General features: G+C 30.6%; 15 protein-coding genes and 1 tRNA gene. 10 read left to right on the top strand and 6 right to left on the bottom strand.

The features are described 5' to 3' along the window. Positions 1-109 precede the first annotated feature (109 nt). Positions 110-511, top strand: a complete 402-nt coding sequence (locus ACFSC2_RS09300) for a hypothetical protein (RefSeq protein WP_379814262.1) — start codon at positions 110-112, stop codon at positions 509-511. A 298-nt stretch (positions 512-809) separates the two neighbouring features. After that, complete coding sequence (locus ACFSC2_RS09295; RefSeq protein WP_379814263.1) at positions 810-968, top strand: hypothetical protein; 159 nt, start codon at positions 810-812, stop codon at positions 966-968. Positions 969-1,359: 391 nt separating this feature from the next. Here ACFSC2_RS09295 and ACFSC2_RS09290 read toward each other — a convergent pair whose 3' ends face one another. From ACFSC2_RS09290 to ACFSC2_RS09280, 3 genes are all read right to left on the bottom strand, one after another. Then, on the bottom strand, positions 1,360-2,481 hold the full coding sequence (locus tag ACFSC2_RS09290) for an IS3 family transposase (protein WP_379814264.1): 1,122 nt from the start codon (positions 2,479-2,481) through the stop codon (positions 1,360-1,362). A gap of 36 nt (positions 2,482-2,517) precedes the next feature. Then, complete coding sequence (locus ACFSC2_RS09285; RefSeq protein WP_379814265.1) at positions 2,518-3,612, bottom strand: IS3 family transposase; 1,095 nt, start codon at positions 3,610-3,612, stop codon at positions 2,518-2,520. A gap of 437 nt (positions 3,613-4,049) precedes the next feature. Further along, entirely contained in the window at positions 4,050-4,871 is an 822-nt protein-coding gene (locus tag ACFSC2_RS09280; protein ID WP_379814266.1) for a PDDEXK family nuclease, read from the bottom strand. Positions 4,872-6,006: 1,135 nt separating this feature from the next. On the opposite strand from ACFSC2_RS09280, the gene ACFSC2_RS09275 reads away from it, so the two are divergent. From ACFSC2_RS09275 to ACFSC2_RS09240, 8 genes are all read left to right on the top strand, one after another. Further along, entirely contained in the window at positions 6,007-6,822 is an 816-nt protein-coding gene (locus ACFSC2_RS09275) for a hypothetical protein (RefSeq protein WP_379814268.1), read from the top strand. Continuing rightward, complete coding sequence (locus tag ACFSC2_RS09270) at positions 6,782-7,945, top strand: hypothetical protein (RefSeq protein WP_379814269.1); 1,164 nt, start codon at positions 6,782-6,784, stop codon at positions 7,943-7,945. The genes ACFSC2_RS09275 and ACFSC2_RS09270 overlap by 41 nt, the downstream gene beginning before the upstream one ends. Continuing rightward, positions 7,942-8,640, top strand: coding sequence for a hypothetical protein (locus ACFSC2_RS09265; RefSeq protein ID WP_379814270.1), 699 nt, complete (start codon positions 7,942-7,944; stop codon positions 8,638-8,640). Before ACFSC2_RS09270 ends, ACFSC2_RS09265 begins: the two co-directional genes overlap by 4 nt. Then, complete coding sequence (locus tag ACFSC2_RS09260) at positions 8,637-9,350, top strand: hypothetical protein (RefSeq protein WP_379814271.1); 714 nt, start codon at positions 8,637-8,639, stop codon at positions 9,348-9,350. Before ACFSC2_RS09265 ends, ACFSC2_RS09260 begins: the two co-directional genes overlap by 4 nt. A gap of 664 nt (positions 9,351-10,014) precedes the next feature. Beyond that, positions 10,015-10,099, top strand: a tRNA-Ser gene (locus ACFSC2_RS09255). A gap of 661 nt (positions 10,100-10,760) precedes the next feature. Continuing rightward, positions 10,761-11,597: a hypothetical protein gene (locus ACFSC2_RS09250; protein ID WP_379814272.1), complete on the top strand. Its 837-nt coding sequence runs from the start codon at positions 10,761-10,763 to the stop codon at positions 11,595-11,597. Positions 11,598-11,827: 230 nt separating this feature from the next. Further along, the gene (locus tag ACFSC2_RS09245; RefSeq protein ID WP_379814273.1) at positions 11,828-12,085 is read left to right on the top strand and encodes a hypothetical protein; all 258 of its coding nucleotides are present in this window, start codon (positions 11,828-11,830) and stop codon (positions 12,083-12,085) included. Positions 12,086-12,653: 568 nt separating this feature from the next. Then, positions 12,654-13,673 carry a PDDEXK nuclease domain-containing protein gene (locus ACFSC2_RS09240; RefSeq protein ID WP_379814274.1) on the top strand — a complete coding sequence of 340 codons (1,020 nt, stop codon included), beginning with the start codon at positions 12,654-12,656 and terminating at the stop codon, positions 13,671-13,673. Positions 13,674-13,793: 120 nt separating this feature from the next. On the opposite strand, the gene ACFSC2_RS09235 is transcribed toward ACFSC2_RS09240, so the two are convergent. The 3 genes from ACFSC2_RS09235 to ACFSC2_RS09225 form a co-directional block, all read right to left on the bottom strand. Beyond that, complete coding sequence (locus ACFSC2_RS09235; protein ID WP_379814275.1) at positions 13,794-14,561, bottom strand: metallophosphoesterase; 768 nt, start codon at positions 14,559-14,561, stop codon at positions 13,794-13,796. A gap of 80 nt (positions 14,562-14,641) precedes the next feature. Continuing rightward, positions 14,642-14,923 (bottom strand): helix-turn-helix domain-containing protein, encoded by a 282-nt coding sequence (locus tag ACFSC2_RS09230; protein ID WP_379814276.1) that lies wholly within the window; start codon positions 14,921-14,923, stop codon positions 14,642-14,644. 42 nt (positions 14,924-14,965) lie between these two features. Beyond that, on the bottom strand, positions 14,966-15,382 hold the full coding sequence (locus tag ACFSC2_RS09225; RefSeq protein ID WP_379814277.1) for a hypothetical protein: 417 nt from the start codon (positions 15,380-15,382) through the stop codon (positions 14,966-14,968). Positions 15,383-15,471 lie beyond the last annotated feature (89 nt).

The raw sequence follows: 15,471 nt of genomic DNA, 5'->3' as shown, positions 1-15,471 counted from the left end.
GTCAGAATGGAATATAAGAATTTAAGTAATTTAAAATTTAGGAAGCTAATTTACTGAATGATTTAAACATATTTATCCCTGGTCTGACCATCTTTTTTTTTCTAAACATATGAATAACCTCTATAAACATCAGGCGGTTAAGACCTACATCGAGCATAAAAGCGTGCGGATTGCGGCCAATAAGCTACGGATCAACAAAACCGCCTGCAGCATTGGAAAAATCTCTTCCAGGAAGGAAAGCTCACCTTGTGCGAAAGAAATGGTCCAGATCCAGATAGAAGGGAACAGCCAGACTGCAGAAAGCACTCAGAAACATCCAGTTGGAGCGAGATATTTTACAGGAAAGCGCTGGAATCCTTCACTGGGACAGACATGTAGTATACCGGTTCATACGCGAAAACACAGGCAGATTTTCCGTCGGGAAGATGTGTCTGGTTTTTCAGGCTACTCCCTAGCAAAGACAGCGCAAAAAAAGCTTAGGTTCGAAACTACTAAAGAAAGAATTGGATAGCTAGAAAAACTTAAATAACATTAGTACAAATATGGGTGCAGAACAGTGGATCACTTTTATGAAAAAATTTAAAACATTGTTCTACATTCACTTGAAGATATAAGTTCGAAACATTCCTACATCCTATGTCTTAAATATTACTTGTTGTTCAACCGATGCCTGTAATTGATTTATTTCAATCTCCGTTGATTTCCAAATGTAAAATATATAAAAATTCTATTTTTAAAATGTTACGGATTCCCGTAAGCTTTTTATTCAGGAATGTTTTTTATTTGTTTATCTAAAAATGATCTGCCAAATGGAAAAATCGCTTGTTGAACAGTATTTTGATGTTAGAAATGAATTAAAAATTCAGATTGATGAATTTGAACGTGAATCTAAGATTGAAATTACAATTATTAAAGTCCTGATCGTCCTTCTTGTTGCTGGCTCCATTACATTTTGTATTAATATTTGAAGTTAAGCGATGAATCAATCACCTTAATAATGTTTCCTTGCCAGAAGAACTTGAAATCACTCTAATTTTACAAAACAGATTACATATTCATAAGACTTTTACCAACACTCCTATAATTGATTTGTATGGACTTACAGCATGGATTCATACAATTTGTGGTACAAAGGGATAAGGCAGATTTTTCGATTTTTCATTGAGATAGGTTTTGCGGCGAAATCCTTGCACATGCGTTTTTACAGAATAAGAACTCCAAATCAGCACATACCATTTTTAGGTCAGGGTATATGAATTAAGGTACATCTTGACCAAGCTGGTATTGATACAATCTGTTTGTTTCAGATCTTTCTCCTGAAATAGATCCAGGTACTGCCTTATATGAAATCGAATCTGCTTATTTTAAATATATTCTATCAAACTCTTCAATGGTCTTGCAACCTAAAAAAGAATGCCTTCGCTTTTTATTATACCAGTTTTCAATATATTCGTTAACCTCGATCCTCATCTGCTCCCTTGATATGAGTTTACTGCCGTGAATCAATTCTCTCTTAAAACTGGAGAAGAAGCTTTCGGAAACAGCATTATCGGTGTGGTTCTGCTTACGGCTCATACTGCGTCTGACAAACTTATGCGAGTCCAATGTTTTGGTGAAAATTTTATTGGCATATTGCGTGCCCCTGTCGGAATGGAAAATCAAATCCTTAGTGATATTTCTATTTTTAACCGCCATTTCCCAAGCCGGCACAGTGGTTTCCCTAGTGCTCATTCGGTCGCTCAGACTCCATCCTATGATTTTCCGGTCAAATAAATCCAAAACAATTGTAAGATATAAGAAACCTTTTAGCGTTGCTATATATGTAATGTCTGAAACCCACGCTTTGGCAGGCTCACTCACTGTAAATTCCCTATTTAGGATATTTGGTGCAATATAATGGTTGTGATGTGAATCGGTTGTTGCTATGAATCTTAATTTAGCTTTTTTACGCAAACCCAGCATTTTCATATAAACTTTTATCTGTCCCTCTCCAACCTTAAATCCTCTAAGTCGAAGTTCTTTTGTAACTTTAACATAGCCGTACGTTTTCTTAAACTGATAATAAATAGATTTAACTTCTTCTTTCAGCAGCATTATTCGATTTTGTTTATCTGATACTTCTTGTCTTTTCCTTTGATAGTAAGCGCTTGGAGACATCTGCAGTACTTCACACATTTTTCTAACAGAATATTTCGTTGCATTGTTTTCAATGAATCGTTTAGTCATTATTTTTCCTTGTGAAACGTGTTCACGCGCAGTTTGTAAAATTTCAAGTGTAATTTGAGAATCTTTAACTTTTTTGTTGAGCTCTACAATTACAGCATCCTTTGGTGCCAGTTTCAGTTCTTCATGTTCTTTCCTCCATCTACCCAGACAACTTCGAGCGATTCCAAGCTCTCTTTCCACACTTCTGATTTCTCCCCGCTCGTAACTTAACCTTACTGCGTTTTCTTTAAAACTATGCTCATATTTTCTTTTCATAGCTTGTGGGATATTAATTATTACATTGTGATTTTTTTAAAGTAGGTTTTCAATATAGTCAGATATCTTTTCTTTCATTTTTACTCTGGTTGGAAGCATATCTAAATCGATTATTTCAGATTTTAGGGCTGCAAAAAAGGTTCTGGGCACTTGATTATCTAAACGGTTGCCTGCCCGGCTCATGCTTTGTTTGACATGTTTATATTTGCTCAACTTACGGATGAATAGTTTATTGGCAAATTGAGATGATCTTTCTGAATGAAATATCAGCCCAATCTTTGTTTTGCGATTTCCAACAGCCATTTCCCAAGCGGGCAGGGAAGTTTCTTTTATAGTGAGTCCTTCGCTTAGATTCCATCCAATAACTTTTCTGTCATATAAATCCATGATTATTGTTAAAAACAGCAGGCTTTCAGATGTTTCTAGACTTGTTATTCCTGATACCCAGACCTGCGAAGGTGCTTCGGCTGTAAACTCTCGATTTAGAACGTTTGGGAAAATACACGGATTATGTATTATGGATCTTGAAGGAGATTTAACTTTATGTCTTGTACTATGCTTGCTGACAAGGCCTAGACTTTTCATATAACAGGTTACTGCGCTGTTTTTTAATTGAATTCCGCGGCTCTGTAATTCAGCTGCTATTCTTACATTACCGTACATCTCCTTATATTCATAAAATATCGAGGTTATCTCTTTTTCGATTGAAGCCCTGTGGCATTCTCTGGGAGAAAGTATTTTATTTTTCCATTTATGATATGTTTCTGGTCTTATATGCAAAACTTCACACATACTCCAAAGTGAATATTTATCTAAATTGTTTTCAATAAATCGAAAAATGCTTGGTTTTCCTTCAGAAATACATTTGCCGGCACTTTTAAAAATTTCAATATGAAGTTCTGTCTTTTTCAGCTTTCTTTTGAGTGCGATTTTGAGTTCTGCGATCCTCTTTTGTTCGGGTGTTCTGCCAGAAAAACTTTTTGTTTCATCTTTTTGAAGTTCATTACGCCATCTATAAATAGTAGTAGTTGGAATGCCAAGTTCTTTCGAAACTTTAAAAAAATTTGTTTCCCGCCCTAATTTGACCGCATTTACCCTGAAATCACGGTCATAAATTTTACCTTTCTCCATTTCTTTAAGTTAACATGCTGGTCTCATGTGAATTTAAGAAATATAAATGACATAGGTATATCAACACTACATTGGAATTGATAACATTATGTTATTAATTACTTCAGTGGTTTGATTGTTTCTTCCCTTGTTTTAAATGGCATAGTCTCGGCGCATGACATTTGGACTTGATGGCATTTCTGCCACAAAAAGCTAAGGCGGATTTACTAGATTTCTTTCCCTTCTTAGTTTACGGCAGAATCATGGCACGATCCAGCTTAAAAAAGTTAAATATCAACAAAATCATGACTTATCTATTCAAGGTTCGATTATATTAAACATACTAATGTATTAAATATTACTTTGTTCAACCGATGCCAAAAGTTGGTTTATTGCACGTTTTCAATATTTATAGTACTACATAAAAGAATAATAGAACATCCGATTCATTAAATATTCTATTGACCTGTGTGCAATTTTATTTTTTCTTTTAAATAATCAAAAGTCAATGGTTCAGTGTAATTGATTTCTATTAAAACGATCTCAAGTTTTATACAAAGATATCTTTTCCGTTCGTCACGCTTTTTTAAGTTTTCCAATGCTTTATCACCTCCCCAAGCCTTAATCGGATGAAAATGTTGTTGCCCTTGATACTCAAAAGCTATATTCTTTTCGGGCAAATAAATGTCTAATTCCAAATTTTCAAGCCAATCTGGTCGAATATTACGTTCTATAGTACAAAAAGGAAAAGCACTAGAAACTAATTTAAATAGAATTGTTTCACTAACCCATCCTTCTCCAATTTTTCGAAAACCAAACTCAGTCCTTGTTGTGTTTTCAGGTAATTTAGATAATTCTTTAGAGTATTTAATAGCTAATAATTTTTCTTCTGTACTTTCAAAAGCCTGATTATCCATCATCAACTTATTTGAGAGCTTTAGCTTTTCAATAATTTCTGATGGACAAATACCGGGAAGACACTGAAAGTCAAGAAAACCAAGCTTCAATGAGGCTAATTTAATATACCAACCATAATACTGTTTAAAATTGCCTCCATACATTTCATGGCACCATCTTAATGTTGGAGTTGCCATATTACAACGATGACAAAGTTTTGGGCGAAATTTAAAAATTGCATCAATTCGAGTTTTTGGTTTTATTTTATTATTATATGAGTTTGGAAATGGCGCTTTCCAAGGCATTCTAGTAATTTCTTTTTTATTTTCTGAAATACATTCCGACAATTCAAAATAATTTATCACTGCTTGTTCAGTACACAAACATAGGAATTGTTCACTGTTATGCTCTTCAGAAAAAGAAATAAATGTTCCATAATGTTCTGGATAATGTACATATGGAAATGGTAAACTCTCAAATTGTACCGGTGATCATAAGGCTACTTCTGGTAGTTGAGGACTACTATAGGAAATATTTCTTGTTGTTTTTTTGTCATCTCTTTGAGCCATCTTTTAGGAAAAGTCTATATAACTATGTGAATTAGATTATATACTAAATTAATACTATCCTGCAATTATTATTTACTTATTTCTATTTTTTAGTTTGCCAGCTAAAATTAATATATGTTGTACTAATTTTTAAATCCTCCAGGAAGTTAAGAGAACAATCTTACAACTAGAATTAGTACATACTAAATTTTACGCTATAGTCGGAGCTATAGATTTTTTATGTGAATAAATTTCAGCAAAAAATAATTAAAATTGCTTTTTATATCATTTAAAATTTATTGACATTTTTTGGTATTATAAGTACACCAATAGTGATAGGGAATGCATACCAATTCTGCCACAAATAATTAAGGTGCTTTTGTCGAATTAAATGTTGTGGCAGATTCGTGGCGCACAACTCTTCACAGCGAACTTAACTCATCAAAATCAAACTCTTCCTTAACGAGGTTCGAATGGCGGAGCGATCAGAACTTCTTACTTTTTTCGCATAAATTACTAACGCTAATTTTAATTATGCTGTAGCATTTTTTCCTTTCATGTCATGTCAGAATAGTGACAATTGAATTTTGAAAAGTAAAAACCAAATATTTATAATGTCTGCCAGCATTATTTTCCAATAGATGAAAAAACCAAGGATGTTATTCAGTTTTTTCTCTTAAATTCATCAGATTCTATAAATTCTTCAGCATAAAAATTGTTTTTGAGAGCCATTATGCTAAAAAAAATACACACACTTAAAAATCAGGTGTTTATACGCGTAAAAAATTGATATAAAAGTTGTTTTTTTGTCTAAACATACACTTAAAAAGTTAAATGATGATAGGAAGTAATGCATTACCATCTACATCTAATTTTATAAAATAAATAAAGAATCTTATTCGTATTTAAAAACACTCTTTTTCATCTGAAATTTAAACGATACAGTTTTCATCACAAATTATGTACACATATGGAAAAAAAATATTATTATTTTTTAAAACTTCTCGTTACACTGTTGATTTTTTATAGTTCATCCACTTTATCTCAAATTTCTTCTCCACCAACTGAAATTTCAGATGAAATCAAAAAAAAATTTCCATTCATGGGCGAAAATATCTATAATATAGAATATGCTAATGATAATGGTGGAGAAGGAATGACGGTTTTCACAATTGATAAAAAGCTATATCAAGAATACATGTTACAAAAAATTCGTGACACACTTGACACATTGTCAAATCGGTACAAATTTTATGACACAGCATGTACATCAGGATTCAATGATTGTGGAGAAAAATATTCACAAATTTATGAGCACCTTTTAAAAAATACTTCTTCAGATTTTCAAGTTAATAACAATACATCCATAATAGGGTTATCAAAATTCCAATTAACCGCTAAATACAAAAAGGTATATAGAGCTAGGGTAAATTTCTCTTGCAGAAAAACAACTAATTACTATGATATTTCGTTGCTAAATACCGAATTTTTCGTTCAATCGAAGTTTACTTATGACGAACGAAAATCTTCAATAATTATTTTAAATAATATAAACGTTATACTAAATATTTTATTTGATAAGTGCGGAGGTTTATCTAATTTTTCAAGCCCATATAGGCAAATTAACACGTTCAATAGCAATGCAAAAAATGAGTTAAAAATTGACTTTTCCAGTTTAGCTCCAATTTCCTTTGAATGGATAAAAATTTTAACCTTAAATACTAAACGAATTAATGTACATGAAGATGAAAAATATTACTATGTCTACTGCATTAGGGAAAAATAAAAAAGTTTTCCTGGCTCTTTTCTTTTTTTTGATATGCATACTTTTATTCGCTTTTACAAGATTAAATAAAAGTAAAGTTTTTTCCGTACATCTTTCCGATAATCAGTCAGGTCAAGCTTTAGTTTTTGTACCAAATAGTTTTCTTGAAAAACTTATAATAAAAAAGATACTTCAAAATGATTCTCCTGTTTGTGACTTTAAAATTTATGATTTTTTATCACTTGAGCATAAATCTACGATAGGTAAAAAAAAGACTTTTAGATTGGCACTACTTAAAAAAAGCAATTTTGACAGCTCAGATTTGACTTTATCTGAAAAAGATTTAATTAATTCTGTTAGAAAAAATTATGCTCCAGAGAATATTATTTATAAAGATATTGTTCTCGAAAATAACGATATGGACTTAAAATTAAGTACTACAAATGATACGAATCAATTATTTGTTATTTATCAAATAAATCTCAAACCTGTATGTATGTCTTTAAAAGATGAAAATATAAATATCACTCAAAAGGATCTTAAATCTATTTTATATTCAGATAAGGGTATAACTGCGAACTTCAGTACAATACAAGAACAAGTAATTAGAGAGCAAATTAAATATTTTGAATCAAAAGCTGAATATCAAAATTTAGGAATATCTGTTAGTTTCCCATTTTCATTTATCTCTTCAGTTACCCAAAGCTCAAAAATTTATTTTTATAGCGGCAATCCGTTACTAAAAAACACATATATAAAGAAAATGACAATTCAGAAAACAAGTGACCATAAAGTTATTAAAGGTACTTTTGAAATTGATAATGACAATCCATTCCTATTCCCAACAGCATTAAAAGGAAATTGCAATTTAACAACAAGCCAAAATAAAGTGATTTCATTCGATAATTTCACATTTGAACATCACAATTTATCTATTTCCGAAATTTCTAGAATGAATTCTCTGGTAAAGTTATGCCAAGACTCAATTGTGCCTAAGCTCACTAATAAAAGACTCGTTCCTACCTTAGATAATTCAAATCTTATAATAAACTTACCACATATAGAAATGACAAATTCAATAGAAAATTCGTCAATAAGTTATTTTAAAGAAAATATTATTTACAAAGTTAATCTTAATCCATGAATAGATATCTATTACTTATAATTGCGATTGGAATCCTTTTTTCATGCGACGCAGGTAGAAGAAACCCTCTTCCATCAGAATGCATTGGTATAGACCCCTGTGAATTCAAAGATGTATCCGTCATCGACATACAAAATGCCGATTTCGCTAACATTTATTTTAAATATGGGTATAGTAATACTGGAAAAAAAATATCATCTTTTAGTGGAAATGGTGTAATATCAAGTCATTCACAATATCCCAACGGGATAGCTCTTAATAATACAATGTTTAATCACATTTATTTTTACTCTACTCCTCAAATGAATCCGAAAGATTCAATTGGAAGCTTTATATATAGAAATAATCAGCCAACAAATGTCACAATATGCAAACTTAAAGTCCTAGTAAATGGAAATTTTTCAGCAGATGATAGCAGAATTAAAATAATACGATCTAGAGAATTTGGTTCAATTAAGTATGCACAGCATTACACATATAATTATTTAATTTTTAATGACGCGAATTCTCAAATTAATTTTAATGGAGTCTGTGGAGTTTCAACTGTTTTAACTTCACCAGCAAATTATTTTCATCACCTGTATTTTTATAGTAAAGAAGGAAATTTAGCAGACGAAAATAATGTTTTTTCAAAAATAATTTATAAAAACACTAGATCAGAGAAAATTAACATTAATAACATAGTAGTGAGATGAAGATAATTACCCTAATTTTGATGATATTGACTTTGAATATTTCGTCAGCTCAAATAATTTTTATTAACAAACCATCTGTTCAATATTTTGAAAAAATACAAGTATCAAAATTACCTGACCAACAAAGCAATTGTGGTGGTCATATTTTTTTCTTTTCAGATTCTTCATATTTCAATACTTATGTTAAGACAAAAGTAAAAAATTTAATACAAAAAACCTCATCAAACTACTACTTGTCCAAGTTTAAAAAAAACAAATATATTTACACAAACTACAATTACAGCGTAATAAATACAAATTATTTTGAGAATAAGGTCAAGGGAACATTTACAGATACGACGAACATACAAATTTCTGCAGATCGTCACAAAAAACAGTGGTCGTGGAAGCATTTTAAATTTAAATCCAAGTTTCTCTCAAATGATATAATTTACACAGGTAAGATATATTCGGTTAACAGATTAAAATCGGATTCTTTAAACTCTAAATTAGTTCTTCAATGCTCTAATTCTACAATTAAAATTTTCTACAATAACGCACCATATTTTAATTTTGATTCTGCAGACACTGCCTATAATATAGTATATAATTTTTCCGATGATAGTTTTGAAAAAATAAAAATTTCAAGTAAAATTAATTTTAATAATCCCGGAATAGAAATCACTAAAAACAGCAAAAATATTATATTTTATTTTCCTTTATTTTTATAAGTTAAAAATATTTTTTTAGGATTATTGATCTTTAAGGTTAAAGAATTGTGGAGGAACTACCCCGATAGAATTAAACTCTATTGATAGACAATTAAAAAAGTAAAATTACAAGATATGTTCCTGAATTATTGCATATTATTTTTGGACTTCATCCTTTTCCCCAGACGAAAAATTAAGGTGGCTATTACACGAATTTGATTGTAATTACTATTTTTTAAGAGAGCTACTTGAACCATATCAATTAACTTACTGAACATTTAGTTCAATTTTATGGCAGAAAGTATATAATAGCATCCTTAATGATTAAACTTCTACATTACAATCTAAATAATTCTATCCGTATTGGTTACAAAGCTACAAAGATCAATATGAGACTCACCTCCCAAAATTAAAATACAAATCTTCAAACCTTTACATTGTGTCCGCAATTTGGACATAATTGAACTAGTTAGCTAAAAAAATGCATAGAATCTAATAAAGATCGATATTTTTCACACGATCACTTACAAAACATAACCACGTAAACAACAATTAATTATAGAGATAAACTAAAATTTTAGACTTATGGATATTTTTTTCCTTCAGAAAACTATCAAATAAATTTCCAGAATTGAAAAAACATTTTATCTTTGCACCCGCAATGCGACAATGATTGCGTCTTAATGGAGGAATGGCAGAGCGGTCGAATGCGGCAGTCTTGAAAACTGTTGACTGTAACAGGTCCGGGGGTTCGAATCCCTCTTCCTCCGCTGAAATGTCTAAAAAAAAGGATATCACTATTTTATTAAAAGACTTAAAAACTAGTAAACCCTGAAAATCAATCGATTTTCAGGGTTTTTCTTTTATTGTTATTAAACATTATAATTTAAAAAATTGTGACATATTCTTGCCAATTAACTTTAAGAAAATGTTTATAAAAATTTCATTTTATCCCGTGCAAGTATTATAACCAAGAAATAAGATTGAAATGTAGTTCTTGAACGAGAGAAACAAAAGATGTATCACTAAGTTTCGGATGAAAACTTACCTTATTTTTTCCCCTATAACTTTAGGCAGGTTTTAGTGCTGGTTTAGTACTAGGCATGTTTTTATTTCGATCATGAGGTTTTTCAAGTTTACTTGTCGAATCGGCAATTTCTTTTGCTCTTAGTTTGAGTGCCGTAATTTTATTTTGTATAAATACTTTATCAGCTAATCAAAAATAACGACTCTAGAATCTGATAAGATTAATTTACGTGATGAAAGTAAAATCTTTGAAGAATAATTAATATAAAACAAGAAGCTTGTAATATCATTTGTATGTAATTAACACGACAATACCTTATTATAACAGACTGTTTCATTTTGCTATTTAAATCTCTTAAAAAGTCACAACTCTGTTTATTTTATCTTACAAAAATTATTGTATGTTTGAAGAAAAATAATAAAATGATTGATAAAATTACCTCTGTATTTGATAACTACCAAAATAAAATCAAGAACCCATTTATCGGCACAATAATAGGGGTTTGGATTATTCATAACTGGAAAATTTTATTTGCTTTATTCAACTTTGACAAAGGTTATACCTTAGAAAAAAAAATAAAATTCATTGACGATCACTTTGCTAAACAGATTTTTTGGCATGAAGTTTTAACTCTCGTAGGGGTTTCATTTCTTCTTTTATTGATTTCTTTTTTATTGATGGCTGTGTCACGTGCCCTAACCGACTTTTACTTCAAAATTGTTGAAACTTTTATCATCAATAAAATCGACAAAAATGCTGTATTGTCAAAAGAATTAAAAGACAAACTGGAAGTACGAATTGTTGAACTGGAAAAAATAATAAATAACCAGCGCTCAGAAATTACAAGCACTGAAAGCAATAATCAATTAATTGTTATGAAAAGAGATGCTGTCAGACAGGAATTTGATTTGTATATCGAAAAAACTAAAAAGGAACAGGAAAGCTTAAATGTCCAAATTGCTAATCTTGAAAAATTTAGAGAAATAAATAAAGATATGTACTCAAGATTTCAAACTATAATTAAAAACTTCGACGAAAGTGAAAAAAAATTAATAAAGTTATTTATGAATAAAAAAAGTATCATGAACAGTCCCCATCTAAAAGAGAAAAATCTGGTTCTTATTTTAGAAAGTCACGGATTTTTAACAAAAGGAACCGCGGAAAAAAATTCAATATCTTTTTCAGATCTTACTGATGTTGGATTAGTGTTTGTTCAATACTGTGAATTAATGATGCCTTGATATAAATTACACAAGATTTAACAAGAGGAAGCTTTATCAAAATAAATCTATAAGTGCATTTCACCAATACTTTTTGACGTTCTACAACAATCTCCTTACTCTATAAAAAATCGAAAAACAATTACAACAACAAACGTAATTAAATGGTGTATATCCTTACTGCAGCTCTAAATCGTATACTTGCAAGGCGTTACATTTTCGAACAATTTACAGTCTTAGATATATTAAAAATGCCAATTTTACCAGCAAACATGTTATTGCCTCTTAAAAAAGTCTTTATTGAGTTTCCCGAAATGCAACAAACAATTTTTATAATTATTCCGCTTTCTGTTAACTTCGGATTGATCGATCTACAAAAAGGCATTACAAGCCTTAAAGATTTCAACAACTTAAATTTTGTGGCACATTCGTGGCGCATTTGGAATGGAGCGTATTGTGCCACAAATATTGCACATTATAATTTTGTGGCAGAATCGTGGCACAGTTGAAAATCCCCTATTAAAGGTAACTAATATCAACTACACTTAAGTATGGTTCGAATCTGATTGAGACCGGAAATATTCACCCAAAATTTGGTTTATTTTATATATAAGTTGTGGACAATCTTGAAATGAGCTAGCAGTTAAGATTACAAAACTCCCGCCAAAATAGTTGTTTTCACGCCAAATTCATGCCACAACAATTATATTTGCGCCATAGTGACGCCATTAAAATAGTATATCTTGTTTTTTGCGTCATGTCATATCCAATAAACCTAAAGCTTACAAAGAACCTAATTACAAGTTCAGCGAACTGACGAAAAATATCACTAGAATAACTGATTATATACATTTTAACAAAAAAAACATCCATAAGGTTTCTGAATTAAATAAAACCCTTCATATTCACACTTTTACTTTTCATTGCTTTTTCGTATCATTGTAAATCATATATATGCAGATGTTTTATCTGCAAAATAAGGTTACTTACAATAATAGTTTTTAATTGCGTCCACACTGCGGACGCAATTGAGAAAAATATTTTTTTTCAATATAGCACAGTAGGATAAGCGATTATATGGCAGACAACAGCAATAGTTTAAAGATTTTAGAAAATGATTTATTCATTGACTTATCACAACTTATAGAACAAAACAGACAACAAATAGCGATTCAGGCAAATAGTACCGTTACGATTTTGTTTTGGCAAGTTGGTAATCGTATCAATCAGGATATCCTGCAGAACAAACGTGCTGATTATGCAAAACAAATTGTGTCGACAGTGTCGACACAATTGAAAGAACGATACGGTAATAATTTCGAATTAAGAAATTTACGACGTATGATGCAGTTTGCGGAGCAATTTACCGATTTGCAAATTGTGGTGCCATTGTCACGACAATTGTCTTGGTCGCATTTTGTGGAATTATTACCATTAAAAACTATTGAATCAAAACTATTTTATGCACAAAACGCATCAAATAATTTATACGGAATTAGAGAACTAAGGCGACAAATTTCTTTGAAAGCTTATGAAAGAACAAACATCGCTGATTCACAAATAATCGAATCAACTAAAATTCCGTTCAATACATTCAAAGATCCATATATTTTAGATTTATTAGGTTTGCAAAATACTTTTTTAGAAAAGGATCTAGAAGAGGCAATACTTCACGATTTAGAAACTTTCATATTAGAACTAGGTAAAGGGTTTACTTTTGTAGAACGACAAAAACGAATGATTATAGATGGCGAAGACTTCAACTTAGATTTGCTTTTCTATCATCGAAAACTAAAACGATTGGTTGCCATAGAATTAAAGTTAGGGAAATTCCAAGCCAAGCACAAAGGTCAAATGGAATTATACCTGAAATGGCTGGACAAATACGAAAAGCAAGAAGGAGAAAACACCCCAATAGGACTAATTCTTTGTGCCGAAAGCAGTCGGGAACAAATAGAACTTCTCGAAATGCACAAAGACGGAATAATGGTTGCTGAATATTGGACAGACCTGCCTCCTAAAAAACAGTTCGAAGAAAAAATCCATACCCTTTTAGCTGAGGCAAGAGAAAGAATAGAAAGAAAAAAGTTGATATAGTAAACGAATAAGTAAGAACATTAAACAAAATGAGCTGGGTCATTTTCATGACCCAACTCAAAGTAAAACATACTCAATAAAGTAATAAACTTTATTATACAAAAAAAACTTTATTGTCTTTTAAACAATTATAATTTTATCAGCTTGAAAGAATTCATGTTCTTGACGCTGAACATATCCAAGTTGATTAGTTACCAAATTAGTATTTCCAATTACAAAATCTGTATTATTATAATGACTGTGTCCGTAAATCCAATACGATGGACCTATTCTCTCAATGACTTCTGAAAGCTCAACAGCAAAAGCGTCATTCAAAGGACTATTTTCATAAATTTTTGGATATTTATTAAAAGTCGGCACATGATGGGTTGTTACAATAATTTTTTTAGAATCTGCAACCTCGAGACTATTAGTAATAAAATCTAGACTCTCAAAATAAAGCCTATTATAATCATCTGCTGAAAACCTTGCCCCATTAAATTTAATAACATGAAAATCACTAAGCCCTCTTTCAATATTCACTCGGAAAACCGGACTAATGTGGGACCATAGAGTCGAAAAAACCAGTTTTAAATTATCATATTCTACAACATAATTATTTAGAAGAATTACATTATTTCTAATCTTTTCATAAAAAGTTCCTGTTTTAAGAAGAGCATCAAAATAGTAGTATTCATGATTTCCAGGAATCCAATATGTCATTTGGAAATTATCGGATAAAAAATCAAAAAAATCCTGATGTTTGTCCATGAGCGCAAAAGGTACAATATCCCCAGCCAGAATTAAGATATCTCCGTTTGGAAACAAGGGATTATCTCTCATGAATTCTTTATTTTTAATAAACTCGAGATGCAGATCTGAAGCATATTGAATTCTGTTTACCTCCATATTATTATTTTTTTAGAGAACCAAGACTCCCAAAAAGAAAGAAAGTTGCTCTTTATATTGTTATTAAAAAAAAGATTCATTCAGATACTATTCTTACGAAGAGTTTCCTCAATCTTCACACTGTCGTATAAAAATATATCTCCTAGTTTAGTATATGGAAGAATCCCAGTCTGCCTGTATTTTATAATAGTATTATTAGACAGCCCAAATATCTTTTTTAAATCTTCATTTCTGTAATAGGCAGGTCTCAAGGTTTTCCCTTTGCTGATTTTTGAATCGATCACTTCCAGTTTTACCATTAAAGGATCTATAATATTTTTAATCTCCATTATAAAAGCCTGTCTCTTTTCTTTCTTTGTCATAATTGAATTGTTTGTTAATGTTATATTGTTTTCATCCCAAGCTTACCAGTTCTCAAGTTTTCTTTTTCGCTCCATCAATATCCCCATCAATTCATCTAAAAATTTCATCTGTTTCTCTTTATAAGTATAACCTTTACACTCAGAAAACTGTCTGCTTATTCTAGTTATTTTTTTCTGAACTCCTTCATTATCTTTATATGTGAAATTTTCACTTAGAAATTCCTGAATACTGATTCGATTTTTTTTCACATCAGATGGATCAAAAAATAAAAGACCTTCATCCATTAGGATATAAAAAAGAATTGCAAGCTCACTTTTACTGTAAGAGCTTTTGCATCTTTCAGACGATGAGTGATTATTCTGAAAATCATTTAAGAGCAATAAGTTTTCAATCTTTTTTACCCTCTTATCGAGTTTGAAGAAATTATCTAAAATTTTAGAGGTCTTGGCTTTCGTCATTTAAATAAATTATTATTTCTGATCTTTTCCCAACAGAAGTCTCTGTCGAACAATTAGCCATAATGCTTTTAGGCTATTAAGCTGTAAAA

This window comes from Flavobacterium artemisiae (genome assembly GCF_042678225.1).
GTDB lineage: Bacteria > Bacteroidota > Bacteroidia > Flavobacteriales > Flavobacteriaceae > Flavobacterium > Flavobacterium artemisiae.
This window is presented reverse-complemented; position numbering and strand designations above follow the sequence as displayed.

What these genes read in the sequence shown, in the direction of transcription:
- ACFSC2_RS09300 (WP_379814262.1), top strand. Translation starts at nt 110, where the DNA reads ATGAATAACCTCTATAAACATCAGGCGGTTAAGACCTACATCGAGCAT.
- ACFSC2_RS09295 (WP_379814263.1), top strand. Translation starts at nt 810, where the DNA reads ATGGAAAAATCGCTTGTTGAACAGTATTTTGATGTTAGAAATGAATTA.
- ACFSC2_RS09290 (WP_379814264.1), bottom strand. Translation starts at nt 2,481, where the DNA reads ATGAAAAGAAAATATGAGCATAGTTTTAAAGAAAACGCAGTAAGGTTA.
- ACFSC2_RS09285 (WP_379814265.1), bottom strand. Translation starts at nt 3,612, where the DNA reads ATGGAGAAAGGTAAAATTTATGACCGTGATTTCAGGGTAAATGCGGTC.
- ACFSC2_RS09275 (WP_379814268.1), top strand. Translation starts at nt 6,007, where the DNA reads ATGGAAAAAAAATATTATTATTTTTTAAAACTTCTCGTTACACTGTTG.
- ACFSC2_RS09270 (WP_379814269.1), top strand. Translation starts at nt 6,782, where the DNA reads ATGAAAAATATTACTATGTCTACTGCATTAGGGAAAAATAAAAAAGTT.
- ACFSC2_RS09265 (WP_379814270.1), top strand. Translation starts at nt 7,942, where the DNA reads ATGAATAGATATCTATTACTTATAATTGCGATTGGAATCCTTTTTTCA.
- ACFSC2_RS09260 (WP_379814271.1), top strand. Translation starts at nt 8,637, where the DNA reads ATGAAGATAATTACCCTAATTTTGATGATATTGACTTTGAATATTTCG.
- ACFSC2_RS09245 (WP_379814273.1), top strand. Translation starts at nt 11,828, where the DNA reads ATGCCAATTTTACCAGCAAACATGTTATTGCCTCTTAAAAAAGTCTTT.
- ACFSC2_RS09240 (WP_379814274.1), top strand. Translation starts at nt 12,654, where the DNA reads ATGGCAGACAACAGCAATAGTTTAAAGATTTTAGAAAATGATTTATTC.
- ACFSC2_RS09235 (WP_379814275.1), bottom strand. Translation starts at nt 14,561, where the DNA reads ATGGAGGTAAACAGAATTCAATATGCTTCAGATCTGCATCTCGAGTTT.
- ACFSC2_RS09230 (WP_379814276.1), bottom strand. Translation starts at nt 14,923, where the DNA reads ATGACAAAGAAAGAAAAGAGACAGGCTTTTATAATGGAGATTAAAAAT.
- ACFSC2_RS09225 (WP_379814277.1), bottom strand. Translation starts at nt 15,382, where the DNA reads ATGACGAAAGCCAAGACCTCTAAAATTTTAGATAATTTCTTCAAACTC.